The sequence below is a fragment of the Candidatus Kurthia intestinigallinarum genome, from assembly GCF_003991225.1.
Taxonomy (GTDB): domain Bacteria; phylum Bacillota; class Bacilli; order Bacillales_A; family Planococcaceae; genus Kurthia; species Kurthia populi.
Genome location: NZ_JTFC01000031.1, coordinates 417,552 through 436,565, shown reverse-complemented (window position 1 = coordinate 436,565; position 19,014 = coordinate 417,552). Strand labels below are relative to the sequence as shown.

18 protein-coding genes are annotated in these 19,014 nt (G+C 39.9%); 17 read left to right on the top strand and 1 reads right to left on the bottom strand.

Going from position 1 to position 19,014, the window contains the following annotated elements; translation table 11 throughout:
- Position 1 precedes the first annotated feature (1 nt).
- From pyrF to QI30_RS10760, 3 genes are all read left to right on the top strand, one after another.
- A complete protein-coding gene (gene pyrF / locus QI30_RS10770; protein WP_126990792.1) occupies positions 2-709 on the top strand; it encodes an orotidine-5'-phosphate decarboxylase in 708 nt (235 codons plus the stop codon).
- Positions 710-711: 2 nt separating this feature from the next.
- A complete protein-coding gene (gene pyrE / locus QI30_RS10765) occupies positions 712-1,344 on the top strand; it encodes an orotate phosphoribosyltransferase (protein WP_020189389.1) in 633 nt (210 codons plus the stop codon).
- A gap of 146 nt (positions 1,345-1,490) precedes the next feature.
- Positions 1,491-2,393, top strand: a complete 903-nt coding sequence (locus tag QI30_RS10760) for a VOC family protein (RefSeq protein WP_126990791.1) — start codon at positions 1,491-1,493, stop codon at positions 2,391-2,393.
- A 259-nt stretch (positions 2,394-2,652) separates the two neighbouring features.
- On the opposite strand, the gene QI30_RS10755 is transcribed toward QI30_RS10760, so the two are convergent.
- Complete coding sequence (locus QI30_RS10755; protein ID WP_126990790.1) at positions 2,653-4,338, bottom strand: Rqc2 family fibronectin-binding protein; 1,686 nt, start codon at positions 4,336-4,338, stop codon at positions 2,653-2,655.
- A gap of 159 nt (positions 4,339-4,497) precedes the next feature.
- On the opposite strand from QI30_RS10755, the gene QI30_RS10750 reads away from it, so the two are divergent.
- The 14 genes from QI30_RS10750 (at position 4,498) to QI30_RS10685 (ending at position 18,934) form a co-directional block, all read left to right on the top strand.
- Positions 4,498-5,373: a YicC/YloC family endoribonuclease gene (locus QI30_RS10750; RefSeq protein ID WP_126990789.1), complete on the top strand. Its 876-nt coding sequence runs from the start codon at positions 4,498-4,500 to the stop codon at positions 5,371-5,373.
- Between the two features lie 50 nt (positions 5,374-5,423).
- Complete coding sequence (gene gmk, locus QI30_RS10745) at positions 5,424-6,044, top strand: guanylate kinase (protein ID WP_020189393.1); 621 nt, start codon at positions 5,424-5,426, stop codon at positions 6,042-6,044.
- 3 nt (positions 6,045-6,047) lie between these two features.
- Positions 6,048-6,272, top strand: coding sequence for a DNA-directed RNA polymerase subunit omega (gene rpoZ, locus QI30_RS10740; RefSeq protein ID WP_126990788.1), 225 nt, complete (start codon positions 6,048-6,050; stop codon positions 6,270-6,272).
- A gap of 92 nt (positions 6,273-6,364) precedes the next feature.
- On the top strand, positions 6,365-7,567 hold the full coding sequence (coaBC, locus tag QI30_RS10735; RefSeq protein ID WP_126990787.1) for a bifunctional phosphopantothenoylcysteine decarboxylase/phosphopantothenate--cysteine ligase CoaBC: 1,203 nt from the start codon (positions 6,365-6,367) through the stop codon (positions 7,565-7,567).
- Positions 7,564-9,972 (top strand): primosomal protein N', encoded by a 2,409-nt coding sequence (gene priA, locus QI30_RS10730; protein WP_126990786.1) that lies wholly within the window; start codon positions 7,564-7,566, stop codon positions 9,970-9,972. The genes coaBC and priA overlap by 4 nt, the downstream gene beginning before the upstream one ends.
- A 13-nt stretch (positions 9,973-9,985) precedes the next feature.
- Positions 9,986-10,492 (top strand): peptide deformylase, encoded by a 507-nt coding sequence (gene def / locus QI30_RS10725; RefSeq protein ID WP_020189397.1) that lies wholly within the window; start codon positions 9,986-9,988, stop codon positions 10,490-10,492.
- Entirely contained in the window at positions 10,492-11,433 is a 942-nt protein-coding gene (fmt, locus tag QI30_RS10720) for a methionyl-tRNA formyltransferase (RefSeq protein ID WP_126990785.1), read from the top strand. Before def ends, fmt begins: the two co-directional genes overlap by 1 nt.
- A complete protein-coding gene (gene rsmB, locus QI30_RS10715) occupies positions 11,430-12,785 on the top strand; it encodes a 16S rRNA (cytosine(967)-C(5))-methyltransferase RsmB (protein ID WP_126990784.1) in 1,356 nt (451 codons plus the stop codon). The genes fmt and rsmB overlap by 4 nt, the downstream gene beginning before the upstream one ends.
- Before the next feature lie 63 nt (positions 12,786-12,848).
- Positions 12,849-13,961, top strand: coding sequence for a 23S rRNA (adenine(2503)-C(2))-methyltransferase RlmN (rlmN, locus tag QI30_RS10710; protein WP_126990783.1), 1,113 nt, complete (start codon positions 12,849-12,851; stop codon positions 13,959-13,961).
- Positions 13,962-13,983: 22 nt separating this feature from the next.
- Positions 13,984-14,721, top strand: coding sequence for a Stp1/IreP family PP2C-type Ser/Thr phosphatase (locus tag QI30_RS10705; protein WP_126990782.1), 738 nt, complete (start codon positions 13,984-13,986; stop codon positions 14,719-14,721).
- A gap of 3 nt (positions 14,722-14,724) precedes the next feature.
- Positions 14,725-16,725 (top strand): Stk1 family PASTA domain-containing Ser/Thr kinase, encoded by a 2,001-nt coding sequence (gene pknB, locus QI30_RS10700; RefSeq protein WP_126990781.1) that lies wholly within the window; start codon positions 14,725-14,727, stop codon positions 16,723-16,725.
- A gap of 10 nt (positions 16,726-16,735) precedes the next feature.
- Complete coding sequence (gene rsgA / locus QI30_RS10695; protein ID WP_126990780.1) at positions 16,736-17,617, top strand: ribosome small subunit-dependent GTPase A; 882 nt, start codon at positions 16,736-16,738, stop codon at positions 17,615-17,617.
- Between the two features lie 4 nt (positions 17,618-17,621).
- Positions 17,622-18,284, top strand: coding sequence for a ribulose-phosphate 3-epimerase (gene rpe / locus QI30_RS10690; RefSeq protein WP_126990779.1), 663 nt, complete (start codon positions 17,622-17,624; stop codon positions 18,282-18,284).
- Positions 18,284-18,934, top strand: a complete 651-nt coding sequence (locus QI30_RS10685) for a thiamine diphosphokinase (RefSeq protein ID WP_020189405.1) — start codon at positions 18,284-18,286, stop codon at positions 18,932-18,934. Before rpe ends, QI30_RS10685 begins: the two co-directional genes overlap by 1 nt.
- The last annotated feature ends 80 nt before the right edge of the window (positions 18,935-19,014 follow it).

Here is a 19,014-nt window from a genome sequence, read left to right as displayed (position 1 = left end):
GATGAACACAAAGCCAATTATTGCACTTGATTTTCCAACACCTGAAGATGTAACAACCTTTTTATCCCAATTTGATGAGCCACTATTTGTAAAGGTAGGCATGGAACTTTATTTACAAAATGGTCCATCCATTATTCGTGCCATCAAAGCATTAGGTCACGACATTTTCTTAGATTTAAAACTGCATGATATTCCAAATACGGTGAAATCAGCAATGAAAGGCTTAGCGAAGCTAGATATTGATTTAGTAAATGTTCACGCAGCAGGCGGCTCGCTGATGATGAAAGCAGCGCTAGAAGGACTGATTGAAGGAACACCAGAAGGCAAAGAACGTCCCGCATTAATTGCTGTTACGCAATTAACTTCGACTTCTGAAGAGCAAATGAACAATGAACAAAAAATCCCTGGAGCCATTTTTGAATCCGTCGTCCATTATGCGAAACTCGCAAAAGATGCGGGATTAGATGGTGTTGTCTGTTCGGTTCTCGAAGCGAAAATGATTGAAGAAGCATGCGGTAAAGCCTTCTTGAAAGTAACACCTGGTATTCGCTTAGCAGGGGGGGCGACACATGATCAAAAACGTGTTGCAACACCGCAAGTAGCGCGCGCAGAAGGCTCAACACAAATCGTTGTAGGACGCGCGATTACAAAGGCACAAAATCCAGTAGAAGCGTATCATACAGTGGTACAATTATGGGAGGACAATTAAAGATGGCAATTCAACACGATGTAGCAAAAGGTATGTTAGAAGTAGGCGCAGTAGAGTTAAGTCCAAATGATTTATTCACATGGGCATCAGGTATTAAATCACCCATTTACTGCGATACACGTCTAACGATTTCATTTCCAAAAGTACGTAAAGTAATCGCACAAGGCTTAGCAGACTTAATCAACGAAAAATTCCCAGGCACTGAGCTTGTAGCAGGCACAGCGACAGCAGGCATTCCACATGCTGCATGGGTAGCGGAGATTTTAGACTTAGCAATGGTATATGTTCGTTCAAAACCAAAAGACCATGGCCGTGGTAAACAAACGGAAGGGAAATTCCAAGCGGGTGCTAAAACAGTTGTGATTGAAGACATCGTTTCAACAGGTGGCTCTTCAATCAATGCAGTAGAAGCATTAAATCGTGAAGGTGCTGATGTACTAGGCGTTGTCTCTGTGTACTCATACTTATTACCAGCTGCACTTGAAAACTTTGAAAAAGCAGGCGTGCCATATTATAGCCTGTCTAATTTCGAAGCATTAATTGAAGCAGCAAAAGAAACAGGTGCAATCGAAGAAGCAGATATCCCAGGGTTACTAAGCTGGTACGAAGACTTAAAAGCAGGTAACTTAAAATAATTGCGACATATATGTAGATAAATTTATCTGAATAGAAAAGAGGAATTGCATATGATTGCGATTCCTCTTTTTCGTGCGAAACTTGCATCGCTTGTTAAAATATGATAAAACTTAGTTGTTAACTAGGAATTTGTGAGGGATTAAATATGACAACATTTGAAATCGATTCAAATCTTAAAATTGATAACGTAGTATTAAAAGTAATAGACTTAGAGCGACAAACTGCTTTTTATGAGCAAGTTGTCGGTTTATATGTAGTCAAAAAAAGCGCAACAACCGCTAGCTTCTCAGCAGCAAAAGGAGCTCCGGCTTTCTTTACATTACAAAAAACAGCAGAAAAATTGCAGCCAGCTCTATCAACAGGCTTATTCCATACCGCTTTTTTATTACCAACAAGAGCTGCGTTTGCGACAAAATTCTTTGAGATTTTACGCAATAAAGAAACGGTGGATAGTCCACGCGAACAAGAAAATCGTTTCCCACATTTTGAACGTATCATACCCATTGCAAAATTGGATAGTGCAAGTGACCACGGCTATAGCGAAGCTTTTTATTTATCAGATATTGAAGGCAACGGCATCGAAATTTACGCAGACCGTCCACGTGAGGAATGGGCTACGCGTCCAGGGGGCAGTAACCCGCTAGATTTTAAAGAATTAGCGCAGCTTGCAGATTTTGATACGGATGGTAAGCTACCCGCAGATACAATTATCGGACATGTGCATTTACGCGTAAACCAACTCGCAGAAACGCTAGCTTTTTACCATGATGTATTAGGCTTTGAAAAGCAAGAAGTATATGATGATGTATTTTTCGTAGGTGCGGGTGGCTATCATCACCATATCGCTGGGAATACATGGTCTGGTGATAATCCAGCACAACCATTAGAACGTCATAATGGCTTAAAAGAGGTACATATTAAATTGTCATCTAGTGAAGCCTATGAAGCATTGAAAAATCATGTGAAGCAGCAAATTCCATTCCAAGATTTAGATGATACATTTATTGTAACGGATCCAAGTGGTAATCGAATTGTTATCAAGCAGTAGGTACAGTACATTTCACTAAGGCTCTAAAGTAATGATTTTTATTTTTAGTCTAGATAACTGTAGATTCTTGTAGGAATTTGGCATTCTTATCATTTAAAAAGTAATAAATAAAAATAAGGAATATATGTTTTGTAATATTTTATTGGGTAAAAATGACAATTGAAGGTGGTGATTTTGATTAGAAAAGGGAGACCACTCATCATTTCTTTGTCTATAAAAATACCCCTGACTTGGGCGAACAAGTCAGGGGTATTTTTTATTAGCGATGCTCTAATTTCATAATTTGATCTTCATCTGGATCGATAAAAATGGTTTTTTGTTCAAAATAATTGACGAAGCCAGGTTTTGCGCCGCTTGGTTTTTTGACATGACGTGCTTGCGTATAATCTACTGGTACAGAGCCTGATGCACGTGCCTTACTAAAGTAGGCTGCTAAATTTGCAGCTTCACGCATTGTTGGTTCATCAGGTTCTTCTTCGTGAATGACCACATGGGAACCTGGAATATCTTTTGTATGCATCCAAATTTCATTTTTACGGGCAATTTTAAATGTTAAATAATCATTTTGCTTATTATTTTTCCCAACGGAGATACGCGTCCCAGTCGATGAAATATATTCCTCAGGCTTTGGACGTGTCGGTTTTTTTCGACGTTTTGATTTTTTTAACTTCAAATACCCTTGGTCTGCTAATTCCTCACGAATTTCTTCAATATCAGCAGGGGAAGCTTGCTCGACTTGTTGCATAATGATTTCAAAGTATTGAATGTCATCATTTGTTTTATCGATCTGCTCTTGAACCATGATAAGTGCGTTTTTGTACTTATTATATTTTGCATAATAGCTTTTCGCATTTTCAATCGGTGTTTTACGCACGCTAATTGGAATCGTAATCGGCTCATTTGTATAATAATTTGTGACAGTTACTTCTGTAGGGCCTTTTTCAAAGGCATATAGATTGGCCATTAAAAGTTCGCCGTATAATTGATATTTATCTAGGGTTTGCGCACGTTTTAAATCTTTGTCTAATTTTTTAAGTTTTAAGCGTAATTTGCTTAATTCGCTATGAATCCAGCGCTCCAAATCACCAGCTTGCTGCTTCACGCGGTCACGCTCAGCACGTGCAAAGAATGTACGGTCTAGCAGTTTACTTAAGTTAGGGTAGACGGTTTTCTTTTCATCGATATGTGTTAGTGCGATTGGAGAGAAGTAGACTTTATTGCCAATCTCAATATAGGTTGGTTCATTGCCACCCTCTTTAAACTGTTGAATAAACGGTTGAAAGGCATCGGCCATCGATAAACCTTCCGTATTGACACGATGTACAAATTCCTTCGCATGCAGTGGACTAAAGCCAACAAATTCTTGGACGATTTCCTGCGGCTCACGTGGCATACCAAAGAAATCATCTAATTCATTTAATGAAATCGTTAGTGGATTCTCTTTATCTTGCTTCGGTGGCTCGATATATTCAAAGCCCGGCAGCACTGTACGATAACTATTGACACTCGGTGGTAAATGTTTCAAGCTATCGACGATTTTTCCTTGCTCTTCCACGAGAATTAAATTACTATGGCGACCCATAATTTCAGCATATAGTTTACGCGTGATTGGGTCACCAATTTCATTAGTTGCTGTAATCGTTAAGACAATTACGCGGTCAGCACCAAGCTGTTCAATCGATTCGATAAAGCCACCCTCGATATGCTTGCGTAGTAATGTACAAAACATCGGCGGCTCAGGTGGGTTATCAATCGCTTTTTCTGTTAGATGTACACGTGCGTAAGATGGATGAATCGAAAATAATAATTTATCATTACGTCCATTTGCACGGACGGTTAAAATAATTTCTTGTGAGTTTGGTTGATGGACGCGAGCAATACGTCCTGTGACAAATTGTTGAAGCTCTTTTGTCATTGCGACAGTAAATAAGCCATCATAAGCCATAATCGAAAACCTCTTTCATTTTTAACGTCCTTTTATTTTACCATTTCTTAAGGGTGCTGTGTCTTTTTAACGATTCATTGATTTTTTTAAATCGACAAGCAAAAATATTCGTTGCTATGCTATACTTATACTATTATGCAAAGAAGGATGTGACTGACCTTGGTTCGTAGCATGACTGGATTTGGCAGGGGTGTCACACAGACGGAACATTTCCAATTAACGGTAGAGGTCCGTTCCGTTAATCATCGTTTCTTGGAGATTTCTAGCCGCTTTCCTAAAGAATGGATGGAAGCTGAACTCGCCGCAAAAAAATTGATTCAATCAAAAGTATCACGCGGAAAATTAGACGTTTCTGTCTTTGTGAATGAAAATCATCAGCATGAACAAACAATGGTTATTAATTGGCCACTTGTCAATGCGTATAAAGCAGCGCGAAAAGAGTTAGCAGCAGAGGTTCCCTTAAAGGAAGAATGGGATATGACGGAGTTGCTAAAGCTAGAGGGTGCTTTAACAGTAGAGACCGCGCAACTACCGCATGAAGAAGTGATTGAGGCAGTTCGTGATGCTTTGACAGAGGCGCTAAACAATTTAATTGCGATGCGTGAGCGCGAGGGTGCTGTATTGTATGAAGTCATGTGTGGCTTTAAGCAAGAGCTTGTCGAGCAAATCGACTGCATTCGCGCCGTATCAGATGATGCGGTTGTGAAGTATCGCGAAAAGCTATTATTACGAATCAAAGAAGTAACGGAAAGTACAAGTGTCGATGAACGTGTGTTAACAGAAGTTGCTGTGTTTGCGGAAAAAATTGATATAGCAGAAGAGCTAGATCGATTAAATAGTCACCTAAAACAATTAGATGAAACGCTAGCAGAGGACATTTCAATTGGGCGTAAGCTTGATTTCCTTTTGCAAGAGATTCATCGCGAAACAAATACGATTGGTTCAAAAAATCAATCATCTGAAGCATTTGTCGCAGTGGTGCAAATGAAATCGGTTCTTGAAAAAATGCGAGAACAAGTTCAAAATATTGAATAATCACTGAAAAAAATGTAAAATAATTAATTTGGAACGATGAGGGAGAACAAATGATAAAAGAACGTGGATTATTAATTGTCCTATCTGGTCCGTCTGGTGTCGGTAAAGGTACTGTACGTAAAGAATTATTCTCACAACCGGATACGAACTATGAATACTCAATCTCAATGACGACGCGTAAACCGCGCGAAGGCGAAGTAGATGGAGTAGACTACTTCTTTAAAGAACGAGAAGGCTTTGAAAAATTAATTGAAGAAGGCAAATTACTAGAGTATGCGGAATATGTAGGCAACTACTATGGCACGCCAATTGACTATGTTAATGAAACTTTAGATGCTGGTCGCGACGTTTTCTTAGAAATTGAAGTACAAGGCGCTACACAAATTCGTGAAAAAGCACCTCATGCTTTATTTATCTTCCTTGCGCCACCGAGCCTTTCTGAACTGCAAGACCGTTTAATCGGCCGCGGTACAGAATCGCAAGAAGTTATTCAAAATCGTATTGCTGCTGCAAACGAAGAGCTTGAAATGATGAATCTTTACGATTATGTAGTCGAAAATGATGAAGTCGAGCTTGCATGTGAGCGCATTAATGCTATTATTTTAGCTGAACACTGCCGTCGTGAACGTGTAGAAAAACAATATTTAGCTATGTTGAAAGGGGAAAAATAACCGATGATCTATCCATCAGTTGACGTATTAAAAACAAAAATTGATTCAAAATATTCTTTAGTGAGCCTTGCTGCAAAACGCGCGCGCACTATGCAAGAGGGTTCTGCTGAACTTTTAAGCAATTATAAATCTGTGAAAAACGTTGGTAAAGCACTTGAAGAAGTAGCTGCAGGCGTTTTAACAAAAGAAAAACAAGACGAATCAAAAGTATACGAAGACGAAGTTTAATTTCGCCATCAACAACAATTACTCGATGAGAATCGAAGAAGCTCCCAGGTATGATTCTTGGGAGCTTTCTATTTTATTGGGGAGGAATACGAATGCTTGTGAATAAAAAGATTTTACTTTGTGTGTCTGGTGGGATTGCTGTCTATAAGGCCGTTGCGCTTGTTAGTAAATTGACGCAAGCTGGCGCACATGTGAAAGTGATTATGACAGAATCAGCACGTCAATTTGTGAACCCATTAAGTTTTCAAGTGATGTCTAAAAATGATGTATTTTACGATACATTTGATGAAAAAGATTCGCATGTCATTGCTCACATTGATTTAGCAGACTGGGCGGATTTAGTACTTGTAGCACCAGCAACAGCGAATGTCATTGGGAAACTAGCAAATGGCATTGCCGACGATATGGTGACGACAACATTGCTTGCGACAACAGCACCTGTTTGGATTGCACCAGCAATGAACGTCCATATGTATGACCACCCAGCAGTATTACGTAATATTGACCGTCTTTATGCAGATGGTATTCGTTTTATCGAGCCGTCAGCTGGGTATCTTGCATGTGGTTATGTAGGGAAAGGCCGCTTAGAGGAGCCTGAAAAAATTACAGCGCTAGTGAGTAAATTTTTTGAACCACAAAATTTACCACTAAAAGGCAAGCAAGTGATTGTTTCTGCTGGACCTACGCTAGAAAGAATCGATCCGGTACGTTACTTATCGAATTTCTCAAGTGGCAAAATGGGCTATGCAATGGCGGAAGCAGCACGTGATTTAGGTGCTGCTGTGACGCTTGTACATGGGCCCGTAGCGCTACCAGATCCAAGTGGTATGACCGTTATTGCGATTGAAAGTGCCGAACAGATGCTAGAAGCGATTTTATCGCGCTATGACGCAGCAGATTATGTCATTAAAGCAGCTGCAGTAGCAGATTATCGTCCAAAGCAGGCAGCACAACAGAAAGTAAAAAAACAGCAGGGTGATACACAGATGGAGCTTGAGCGAACACCAGATATTTTAGCGACGCTTGGCGCTCAAAAGACACATCAACTGTTAATCGGCTTTGCTGCTGAAACAAATGATGTGGAAACGTATGCACTTGATAAATTAACACGTAAAAATGCAGATTATATTATCGCCAATGATGTGTCAAAAACAGATCGCGGCTTTGGCGCGGACCAAAATACAGTGACCTTATATGGCCATGATTTTGTACAGCATTTCCCGTCCACATCTAAACGAGCCTTAGCAACGCAATTATTAGAAACAATCATTGCACAGTCAGGTGTTGCGAAATGATTGCAAAAGTAATTGTTGACGTGTCCGCTTATCCAGTTGACCGTCCGTTTGATTATGGTGTCCCAAAACAGTTAGTCCATTTAGTCGAGGCAGGCAGTCGTGTCAAAGTACCTTTTGGCCGGCGCAATGTCCTCGGCTTTATCGTGGGCTTTAGTGATACGACGGATGTGCCAGCAGGGAAGCTAAAAGACATTGCGGAGCTACTAGATTTAACACCTGTTTTAACTGCTGAAATGCTTGAGATGGCGAAGTGGATGACGCAAAAAACATTATGTTATGAAATTGATGCACTACAAGTAATGCTACCGAATGCATTGCGTGCAAAATATGAGAAAAAAGTCGTTTTAAACGTGGCTGTGACAACTCTAGATGAGTCGCTTCAACGTGTATTTGGGAAGCGACAAATTTCAACGTATAAACTATTTGAAAAAGAAGGTTTACTGGCACCTTTAAAGCGTGCGATTCGAGATGGCCAAGTCGAAGTGATTACCGCTGTAAAGCAGCAAGGGAAAGCGAAGACGGTTCGTAAAATTAAAGTACATGACGATAAATTTTTCTTACAAGAGCTTGCAGAGTCAATGGGTGCGCGTGCGAAAAAGCAATTGCATGTTGTGCAGTGGATGTCTGAGCATGCAGGCGAAGAATTTGTGCCAGCAGAACTAGCAGCATTATTAGACGTGTCAGATGCGGTATTAAAGGGTGTTGTAGAACGTGGTGCGGCAACCTTTACAGATGAAGAAACGTACCGTGATCCTTTTTCAAAAGAAGTGCAAGCAACAAATGCTTTAACGCTTACAGAGGAGCAACAACAGGCACTAACGTCCATTAACGCTGCTTATGATGCGAAACGTGCGGAAACATTTCTCCTGCAAGGTGTTACCGGAAGCGGGAAAACGGAAGTTTATTTACAAGCTATCCAGCATGTGATGAACGAAGGAAAACAGTCGATTGTACTCGTTCCTGAGATTTCATTAACGCCACAAATGACGGAACGATTCCGTGCACGTTTTGGAGATAAGGTAGCCGTGATGCATAGTGCCTTATCGATGGGTGAAAAATACGATGAGTGGCGAAAAGTACAGCGTGGTGAAGTGAGCGTTGTCGTTGGTGCGCGCTCGGCCGTTTTTGCACCATTTACGAATATTGGCTTAATTATTTTAGATGAAGAGCATGAATCCACATACAAGCAAGAAGACACACCGCGTTACCATGCACGAGATGCAGCTATTTGGCGAAGTCAGTTTTATAACTGTCCGGTTATTTTAGGGAGTGCCACACCAGCACTAGAGTCATCCGCTCGTGCACAAAAAGGACGATATACGTTATTAAAACTAACTGAACGTGCGAAGCATCAAGCATTACCAAGCGTTGAAATTGTTGATATGCGTAATGAGCTACATAAAGGGAATCGTTCGATGTTTTCTACTGCATTAGCACAAGGGATTCGTGAGCGTCTGGAGCGCGGTGAACAAATGGTGTTGTTTTTAAATCGCCGTGGCTTTTCATCGTTCGTGTTATGTCGAGATTGTGGAACGGTTGTGCAATGTAAAAACTGTGATATTTCATTAACGTATCATAAAACATCGCATTCCTTACGCTGTCATTATTGTGGCTATGAAGAACCGATGCCAACCACGTGTCCAAGCTGTCAAAGTGAGCATATTCGCTTCTTTGGTACAGGGACGCAAAAGATTGAAGAGGAATTGCATAAAGTATTCCCAGAAGCGCGTGTACTACGAATGGATGTGGATACAACACGTCAAAAAGGGGCACACGAGCGTATTTTAGATGCTTTTGGTCGTGGTGAAGCGGATATTTTACTCGGTACACAAATGATTGCGAAGGGACTTGATTTCCCGAATATTACGCTTGTTGGTGTTATGAGTGCTGATACGTCGCTGAACTTACCAGACTTCCGAGCAGCAGAGAAGACATTCCAGCTACTAACACAGGTCAGTGGTCGTGCCGGACGTCATGAACTGCCGGGACAGGTCGTTATTCAAACGTATACGCCAGAACATTATGCAATTGAGCTTGCACAATCACAAGATTATGAACCATTTTATAAACGTGAAATGAAAATGCGCCATCGTTTTAGCTATCCGCCGTACTTTTTTGTTGTCCTTATTCAAATTAGTCATGAAAATGCTATGAAGGCGTCGGACTATGCACACCAAGCGATGCGCTTCATTCAAGCGAATTTATCGCCACAAGTTGGCTTAATTGGTCCAACACCAGCATCAATTAGCCGAATCCAAAATAGATATCGCTATCAATGTTTGATAAAATATAAAGTAGAGCCTAATTTGATTGAGGCATTGAAACAATTAATTAGAATGTATCGTACGGATTGGATAAAAGACGGCGTACAATTATTCGTCGATCTCGACCCATCGTCCATATAGAAAAGAGGATTTTATGGCTATTTTAAACGTAGTAACAGAACCAGCTGACATCTTGTTAGCAGAAGCAAAACCTGTCACAAAATTTGATGCAAAACTGCATAAATTATTAGATGATATGTATGAAACAATGGTTGAAAGTGAGGGTGTTGGAATTGCCGCACCACAAGTCAACCAATCATTACAAGCCGTTATCGTTTTAATGAATATTGATTCTGAAGAAGAGGAAGAAATCTTAGAATTAATCAATCCAGAAATTGTCCAATATTCAACAGATACGAATGTCGATTTAGAAGGTTGCCTAAGCATTCCAGAGCAATTTGGTGATGTAGAGCGTGCTAATGGTGTGCGTGTGGAATTTGAAGACCGCTTCGGTAAAACATATAAATTAGAAGCAATCGGCTATGATGCGCGTGTTATTCAACATGAAATTGACCATTTACACGGGGTATTGTTCACAACAAAAGCATCAAAAATGTATACGCCAGAAGAAATGGCTGATATGTTTGGGGAGGAAGAATAATGACGTCTATCGTATTTATGGGTACACCGAATTTTTCAGTACCTGTTCTTCAAATGTTAGTTGAGGAAGGCTATGACGTATTAGCTGTTGTCACACAGCCAGACCGTCCAGTAGGCCGTAAACGTATCTTAACGCCACCACCAGTAAAAGCGGCAGCGCTTGAGTTAGGCTTACCAGTTATTCAACCTGAAAAATTACGTGGCTCAGAAGAGTTACAACAAATTATTGCACTAAATCCAGATTTAGTTGTAACTGCTGCTTTTGGTCAAATTTTACCGAAATCGTTACTTGATACACCAAAATTAGGTTGTGTTAATGTCCACGCATCGCTACTACCTAAATACCGCGGGGGTGCACCAATTCACCAAGCTGTCTTAGATGGAGAAGCTGAAACAGGTGTTACGATTATGTATATGGCTGAAAAATTAGATGCAGGTGATATTATTTCACAACGTGCTATCACAATCGAAGACCATCATACAACGGGTCAATTATTCGATGAATTAAGCATCATTGGTCGTGACCTACTAAAAGAAACAATTCCAGCGATTGTGGCAGGAACAAATAGCCGCACACCACAAGACGAATCACTTGTGACATTTGCACATAATATTTCACGCGAGCAAGAGCGCATTGATTGGACAAAATCAGCGCGTACCGTATTTAATCAAGTACGTGGCTTAAACTCTTGGCCAGTTGCCTATACAACATTCGCGGATGAAAACGTCAAAATATGGGCTGTACGTGAGTCGGCAGAAACAACAACAGCCGCACCAGGCACAGTCGTTGCCAAAGCAAAAAAATTCTTTACTGTAGCGTGTGGTGAAGGAACAGCGGTTGATGTGCTAGAAATTCAACCAGCAGGAAAAAAAGCGATGCCAGCTGTGAACTATTTAAACGGTGTAGGCTCAAAATTAGCGATTGGGGATCTATTTGAATGAGTAAAAAGAAAGCCGTCATTTGGGACGGAAATGTACGTGACGCAGCCTTAACGATTTTATTAGCCGTTGATGAAAAGCAAGCCTACAGTAATTTATTGCTTCATAAAACAATTGAGAAATATAATATTTCAGCAAAAGACCGTGGTTTATTAACGGAATTAACTTATGGCACATTACAATATAAATTAACATTAGATTATTATTTAGAGCCGTATGTACGCGGAAAATTAGATACATGGGTACGCTGGCTATTACGTCTAGCACTTTATCAAATTGCATATCTTGATAAAATTCCAGACCATGCGGCAGTAAATGAAGCGGTAGAAATCGCAAAACATCGTGCGCGTCACCGTGGCGTTAGCGCGACTGTAAATGGTATTTTACGCTCGATTTTACGTGAAGGCTTACGTGAAACAACAGCCATCAAAGATCCAGCTGTACGTATTTCTGTAGAAACAAGTCACCCAGAGTGGCTTGTTCGTCGCTATATTGAGGGATTTGGTATTGAAGCAACAGAAGATATGTTAATCGAAAATAATCTACCACCACTTCAAACTGTACGTGTCAATTCAATCAAGGCGGATACGCGCGGTGGTCTAGAAGCGTTATGGGATGAAAAATTTTCTGTGCGTCGTAGCGAAAACATTCCAGAATGTTTGCATGTCCTAGAAGGTCAACCAGCACGTTCAAATGCTTTTGCTGAGGGGATTATTACTATTCAAGATGAAAGCTCAATGCTACCTGCGTATGCATTAGATGTAGCGCCTGGTATGCGCGTCTATGATATGTGTGCAGCCCCTGGTGGTAAAACAACGCATATCGCTGAAAAAATGAATAATGAAGGCGAGTTAATTGCAACAGACCTTCACAAACATAAAATTAAATTGATTCAAGAAAATGCAGATCGTTTAGGTTTATCAATTATCAAGCCACAATTGTTAGATGGTCGTAAAGCACAAGAACAATTTGAAAAACAGTCATTTGACCGTGTTTTAGTCGATGCACCATGTAGTGGCTTAGGCGTGATTCGTCGTAAGCCAGATATTAAGTACACAAAATCAGAATCAGACTTTGCTTCATTACATGCAATTCAGCTTGATTTATTGGATTCTGCCTATGAATTATTAAAACCTCAAGGCAAAATGGTTTACAGTACGTGTACAATTGATAAAATGGAGAACAACGGAACGGTGGAGGCATTTTTAGCGAAGCATCCAGATATGAAGCTTTCACCTGTCTCTAATGCACCTGAAGCTGCGCAAGAATTACGCGACAGTGGTATGATGCAAGTATTTCCACAAGATTTTAATAGCGACGGTTTCTTTGTCGCATCATTCGTGAAACAAGGCTAAGTGAAATAACTAAGTGCTGAACAGGCTACGGCCTCTAAGCCACAGTAATAAGGAGATTCCAACGTGGAACAAGAAATTTTAAAACCAGTAACTGAAAAAAAACGTATCAAAAAAGAAAAGCCAGTCTTACAAGAATCAATTTACTCTTTACTACCAAAAGATTTAGAGCAGTGGTTAAAAGATAATGGCGAAAAATCATTTCGTGCAAAACAAATTTTCGATTGGCTTTATGTAAAACGTGTTGGTTCATTCGAAGAAATGAGCAATCTATCAAAAGGCTTACGCGATAAATTAGCAGCTAGCTTTGCGCTAAGTACATTATCAACACTTGTAAAACAAGAATCAAAAGATGGTACGATTAAATTTTTATTCCAATTACAAGATGGCTATTCAATTGAAACGGTATTAATGCGCCATGACTACGGAAATTCTATTTGTGTCACAACACAAGTAGGTTGTCGTATCGGTTGTACATTCTGTGCCTCAACATTAGGTGGTTTAAAACGTCACTTATTAGCAGGTGAAATCGTGGAACAAGTTGTGAAAGTACAACGTCAATTAGATGAATTAGACGAACGTGTATCAAGCGTCGTTATTATGGGTATCGGGGAACCGTTCGATAACTATGACAACATGATGCAATTCTTGCGTATTATCAACCATGACCAATCATTAAATATCGGTGCGCGTCATATTACAGTATCAACTTCTGGTATTGTGCCAAAAATTTATAAATTTGCGGATGAAGAATTACAAATCAACTTCGCCGTATCATTACATGCACCAAACCAAGAAGCACGTCAAAAATTAATGCCAATCGCAAAAGCATATAAATTAAACGAATTGCTTGATGCGGTTAAATATTATACAGAAAAAACAGGTCGTCGTGTAAGTTTTGAATATGGCTTAATGTCTGGTCAAAATGATTCGACAGACGTGGCAAATGAGTTAGCGGACTTAATTAAAGACATTAAATGTCATGTCAATTTAATTCCGATTAACTACGTGCCAGAACGTGATTATGTTCGTACATCACGTAGCAGTATTTTTGCTTTTGAGCGCACATTAAAAGACCGTGGTATTAACGTAACAATTCGTCGTGAGCAAGGTTCTGACATCGCGGCTGCTTGTGGTCAATTACGTGCACAAGAACGTGAAGAAGAAACAGCACACTAATTGTTAAAGAGGTGAAGTGCCCTTGAGATTTACGGTTGAAAGTGATATTGGAAAAAAGCGCTCGGTAAATGAAGATCGGACGCTACTCTTATCGCGAGGAAACCTTCAATTAGCAGTTGTTGCAGATGGCATGGGCGGTCATAATGCCGGTGATGTCGCAAGTACAATGGCAGTTGAAGGATTTAAGCAAGCATTTGAGCAATTAGAGACACTCGATAGAGAAGCGAAGAAACAATGGCTTGCAGCAACTGTGAAGCGCGTTAATAAAGAAATTTATCGTTATTCGCTGACACATGAAGAATGCCAAGGTATGGGAACAACGATTATCGCCGCGTTAATTGAGCAGCAACATGTGACAATTTGTCATGTGGGTGATAGTCGCGCTTATTTTATTCAAGCAAATCAAATAGAACAAATCACACGAGATCATTCCTTTGTGAATGTTCTTGTAGAAACCGGCCAAATTAGTGAAGAAGAAGCAAAAACGCATCCACAGAAAAACTACATCATTAAATCTTTAGGCACTGAGGCAACAATTGAACCAGACTACTATGAGGTCCAATTGTTGCCTTATTCCTATCTATTAATTTGTTCAGATGGTCTTAGTAATAAGCTAACACCTTCTGAATTACATAGCATCGTCGTGGAAGATGAGCTTCTTCAACAAAAAGGTCAAACATTGGTTAGGTTAGCAAATGAGTATGGCGGCGAAGATAATATTTCGTTTATCCTACTAGAAGCTGATCGAGAGGAGGTGTAGCGCATGCTTATTGGCAAGAGTATTGGCGGCCGCTATAAAATCCTAGAACTCATTGGTGGCGGCGGTATGTCCAATGTCTATTTAGCACATGATGTGATTTTAGACCGTGACGTTGCTATTAAAGTATTACGTTATAATTTTACTGATGAAGATGAACTACATCGTCGTTTTCAGCGGGAAGCATCATCTGCTACAAGCTTAACGCATCCTAATATCGTATCGATTTATGATGTAGGGGAAGAAGCTGATATGCATTATCTCGTAATGGAGCATGTAAAGGGTCAAACATTGAAGCAATATATTCAGCAACATGCACCTGTATCGCCAAAGCGTGCCGTAACGATTATGCTGCAATTAACATCTGCTATTGCACATGCGCACCAAAATCAAATTATTCATCGAGACATTAAGCCGCAAAATATTTTGATGGATGAACATGGTACGGTGAAAATTACCGATTTTGGTATTGCAATGGCGTTGTCGGCGACGTCCTTTACGAAGACAAATTCTGTGCTAGGAACGGTGCATTATTTATCGCCAGAACAGGCACGTGGCGGTATTGCCACTGTTAAATCGGATATGTATGCGTTAGGCATTGTCCTGTATGAATTATTAACTGGGCAGTTGCCATTTTCCGGTGAATCAGCGGTATCAATTGCACTGAAACATTTACAGGCTGAAACGCCATCTGTTCGAAAAATCGTACCATCTATTCCACAGAGCTTAGAAAATGTAGTTTTAAAGGCAACAGCTAAAGATCCCAAATACCGCTATCTATCAGTTGAAGCGATGCGTGAAGATTTAGAAACGGTGCTTGATGATACGCGTAGTAATGAACCGAAATTTGTCGTGCCAGAAGATATGGATAAGACAAAGGCGCTACCAGTTATTCGTGACTTCACACCAAGTCCTGAAGATGATGAGGCGACGCGTGTGATGGAAGTAGAGCAAAAGCCTACGCCAAAACCAGTCGAAGAAACACCGAAGAAGAAAAAACGTAATAAGTGGCTTATCACATTGGGCATATTAGGGATGTTGATGATTTTATTTTTAGCAGCACTTATTTTATTCCCGAGTTTATTTAAAGCACAGCAAGTAGAAGTGCCAGATGTAACCGATATTTCACTTGAAAAAGCACTAACAGAAATTCAAAATGCAGGCTTAACGATTGGCGAACGAAAAAATCAGTCTTCTGATGATATCGTGGATGGCAATATTATTACGACTACACCATCGGCTGGGAAAAAAGTTGATAAAAATACCGAAATTGATCTAGTGATTTCAAACGGTAAACGTCAGGTGACATTAAATGATTATGTAGCGCGTGATGTTGGGCAAGTACAACAATTACTTGAACAACAAGGCTTTGAGGTGAAGGTGAAGCGAAAATATTCTTCTAAAGAAGTCGATGAGATTTTAAGCCAAAAGCCAGCTGCTGGAAAATCAGTCGTACCAGAAGAAACGACTGTAACATTGACAGTGAGTAAAGGTATTGAGACATTTGAGCTAACGAATTTACTTGGCTATTCTAAATCACAGCTTCAGGATTATGCAGCACAGACAGGTGTGAACATTCGGATTACCGGAGAAGAGTACTCAGAAACTTTTGAGAAGGAGCAAGTGCTATCACAATCACCTGCTGCTGGCACACAACTAAGTGCTGGTAGTGATGTGACAGTCGTTTTATCAAAAGGTCCAGCTGAAAAAACATCTAAAACGTTAATTCGTACGATTGAAATTCCGTACGATGAAGCAACTACTGAAGAACCGGCAACTGAAGAAGAGTCAGATACGGAACAAGAAGAGCCTATACCACAAAAAATTGATATTTATATTCAAGATAAAGATCATTCTATAGAGGATGTATATCAAACATTCTCGATTACGGAAACAACAACAAAACGATTAAAATTAGTAATTGAAGAGGATGAAGAAGGCATTTATCGCATTACGCGTGATGGTGAGACGATTTATGATGAAACAATCCTTTACGACGATTTATAGGAGGCAGTATATGGCAACAGGCCAAATTCGAAAAGCATTAAGTGGCTTTTATTATGTACAAGATGGAGAACAACTTATTCAAACGAGAGGACGTGGGGTCTTTCGTAAACGTGGCATTACACCACTCGTTGGAGATTTTGTAGAGTATGAGGTGGAAGGAAATAATGATGGCACGTTGACAAAGATTGCAGAGCGAAAGAATGAACTTGTGCGACCACCGATTGCAAATATTGATCAAGCAATTTTAGTGTTCTCTGTCGTAGAACCTGATTTTAATACGATTTTATTGGACCGCTTTTTAGTTGTACTCGAATCATTCCATATTCAACCGCTTATTTGCTTAACGAAAATGGATTTACTCCCAGCAGAAAAACGTGAAGATATGGCACGCTATATTGCGGATTATGAGGGGATTGGCTACACGGTTATTGAAACGTTTAAAGACGATGCTTCTATTTTAGGGAAATTAACGCCGCTATTAGCAGGGAAAACGTCTGTGCTTGCTGGACAATCAGGTGTTGGTAAATCAACACTATTGAATACGTTAATGCCACAATTGAATTTAAAAACGGGTGTTATTTCTGATGCACTTGGTCGTGGTAAACATACGACACGCCATGTTGAATTAATCGAAGTAGCAGGTGGATTAATTGCAGATACACCTGGTTTTAGTTCATTTGATTTTGATACAATAGAGAAAGAGGAATTAACATACTGCTTCCCAGATTTAGCGCGTCTCTCAGAAAACTGCAAATTCCGTGGTTGTTTACACGTGAAAGAGCCTAAATGTGCCGTTAAAGCAGCACTAGAAGCAGGTGATTTACAGCAATATCGCTATGATCATTATCTACAATTCCTACAAGAGATAACAGATAGAAAGCCGAGGTACTAATATTATGATTAAAATTGCACCATCAATTCTAGCAGCAAATTTTGGTAAACTTGTTGAAGAAGTGAAAGATGTCGAAAAAGCAGGCGCGGATTTAATTCACGTTGATGTAATGGATGGCCATTTCGTGCCAAATATTTCATTTGGTTCAATTGCTATGGATGCGATTCGTCCACATACAGAGTTACCATTAGATGTTCATTTAATGATTGAAAATCCAGACCAATACATCGAGCAATTTGCGAAAGCAGGCGCGGCGTATATTACGGTCCATGTAGAAGCTTGCCGTCATTTACATCGTACGATTCAATTGATTCGCTCATATGGCGTAAAACCAGGTGTTGTTTTAAACCCACATACACCCATTGAAACAATTAAGCATGTTTTAGAAGATATTGATATGGTGCTATTTATGACAGTAAATCCAGGCTTTGGTGGTCAAAAATTCATTCATTCTGTTGTACCAAAAATTAAAGAGCTATCAGATATTATTAAAGAGAAAAATTTAGATGTTGCGATTGAAATCGACGGAGGCGTCAACGCCGAAACAATCGTACCTTGTGCACAAGCAGGTGCAACAATTTTTGTTGCAGGTTCCGCTATCTTCGGTAAAGAAGATCGTACCGCTGCTTTAAAAGCAATTAAAGAAGCCGGAGAAGCGGCGCTTTAATGCACGTTATTATTTGTGCAGGAGGTCCAGAGGAGGAGGTCGCAGAACGCGACGTCCTCCTTTCTTTTGATGATGCCGTCTTTATTGGAGCGGACCACGGCACGATTTATTTATTAGATAAAGGAATTATACCTACAATGGCAGTCGGTGATTTTGATTCATTAACAATTGAAGAGTGGCAGCGAGTAGAACGAGAAGTCAAGACTATTGAGCGCCATGAACCAGAGAAAGATGAAACGGATACTGAACTTGCCATTATCCGCGCTTTAGAAATGAAACCACAAAAAATTACCGTAACAGGTGCTACAGGTGGTCGCTTAGATCATTATGAATCAAATTTACATTTAGTGTATCGTTTACAAAAGGAAGCACCTAACTGTTCGATCCGTTTAATGAATAAAACAAATGAAGTGCGCTTTATTTTACCAGGGACATCACGTTTACCTTATGATCAACGCTATAAATATATGTCCTTTTTTGCCTTTGGACGAGATGTTCCGGACGTAACATTAAAGGGAGTAGCCTATGAAACACATTCAGAGCTGGTACAAATGGGTACAACGCGTTTTACGAGTAATGAGGTTATCAGTGCGTCCGCGACTGTTAGCTTTTCAGAGGGCGCTTTATTGATGATTCGTAGCAACGACTAAACAAAAAGAAATCTAATTAAAATTGATGAGTATAAGAAAAGATGCTTTGACATACGTGTAGAAATCACCTCTCATAGGAG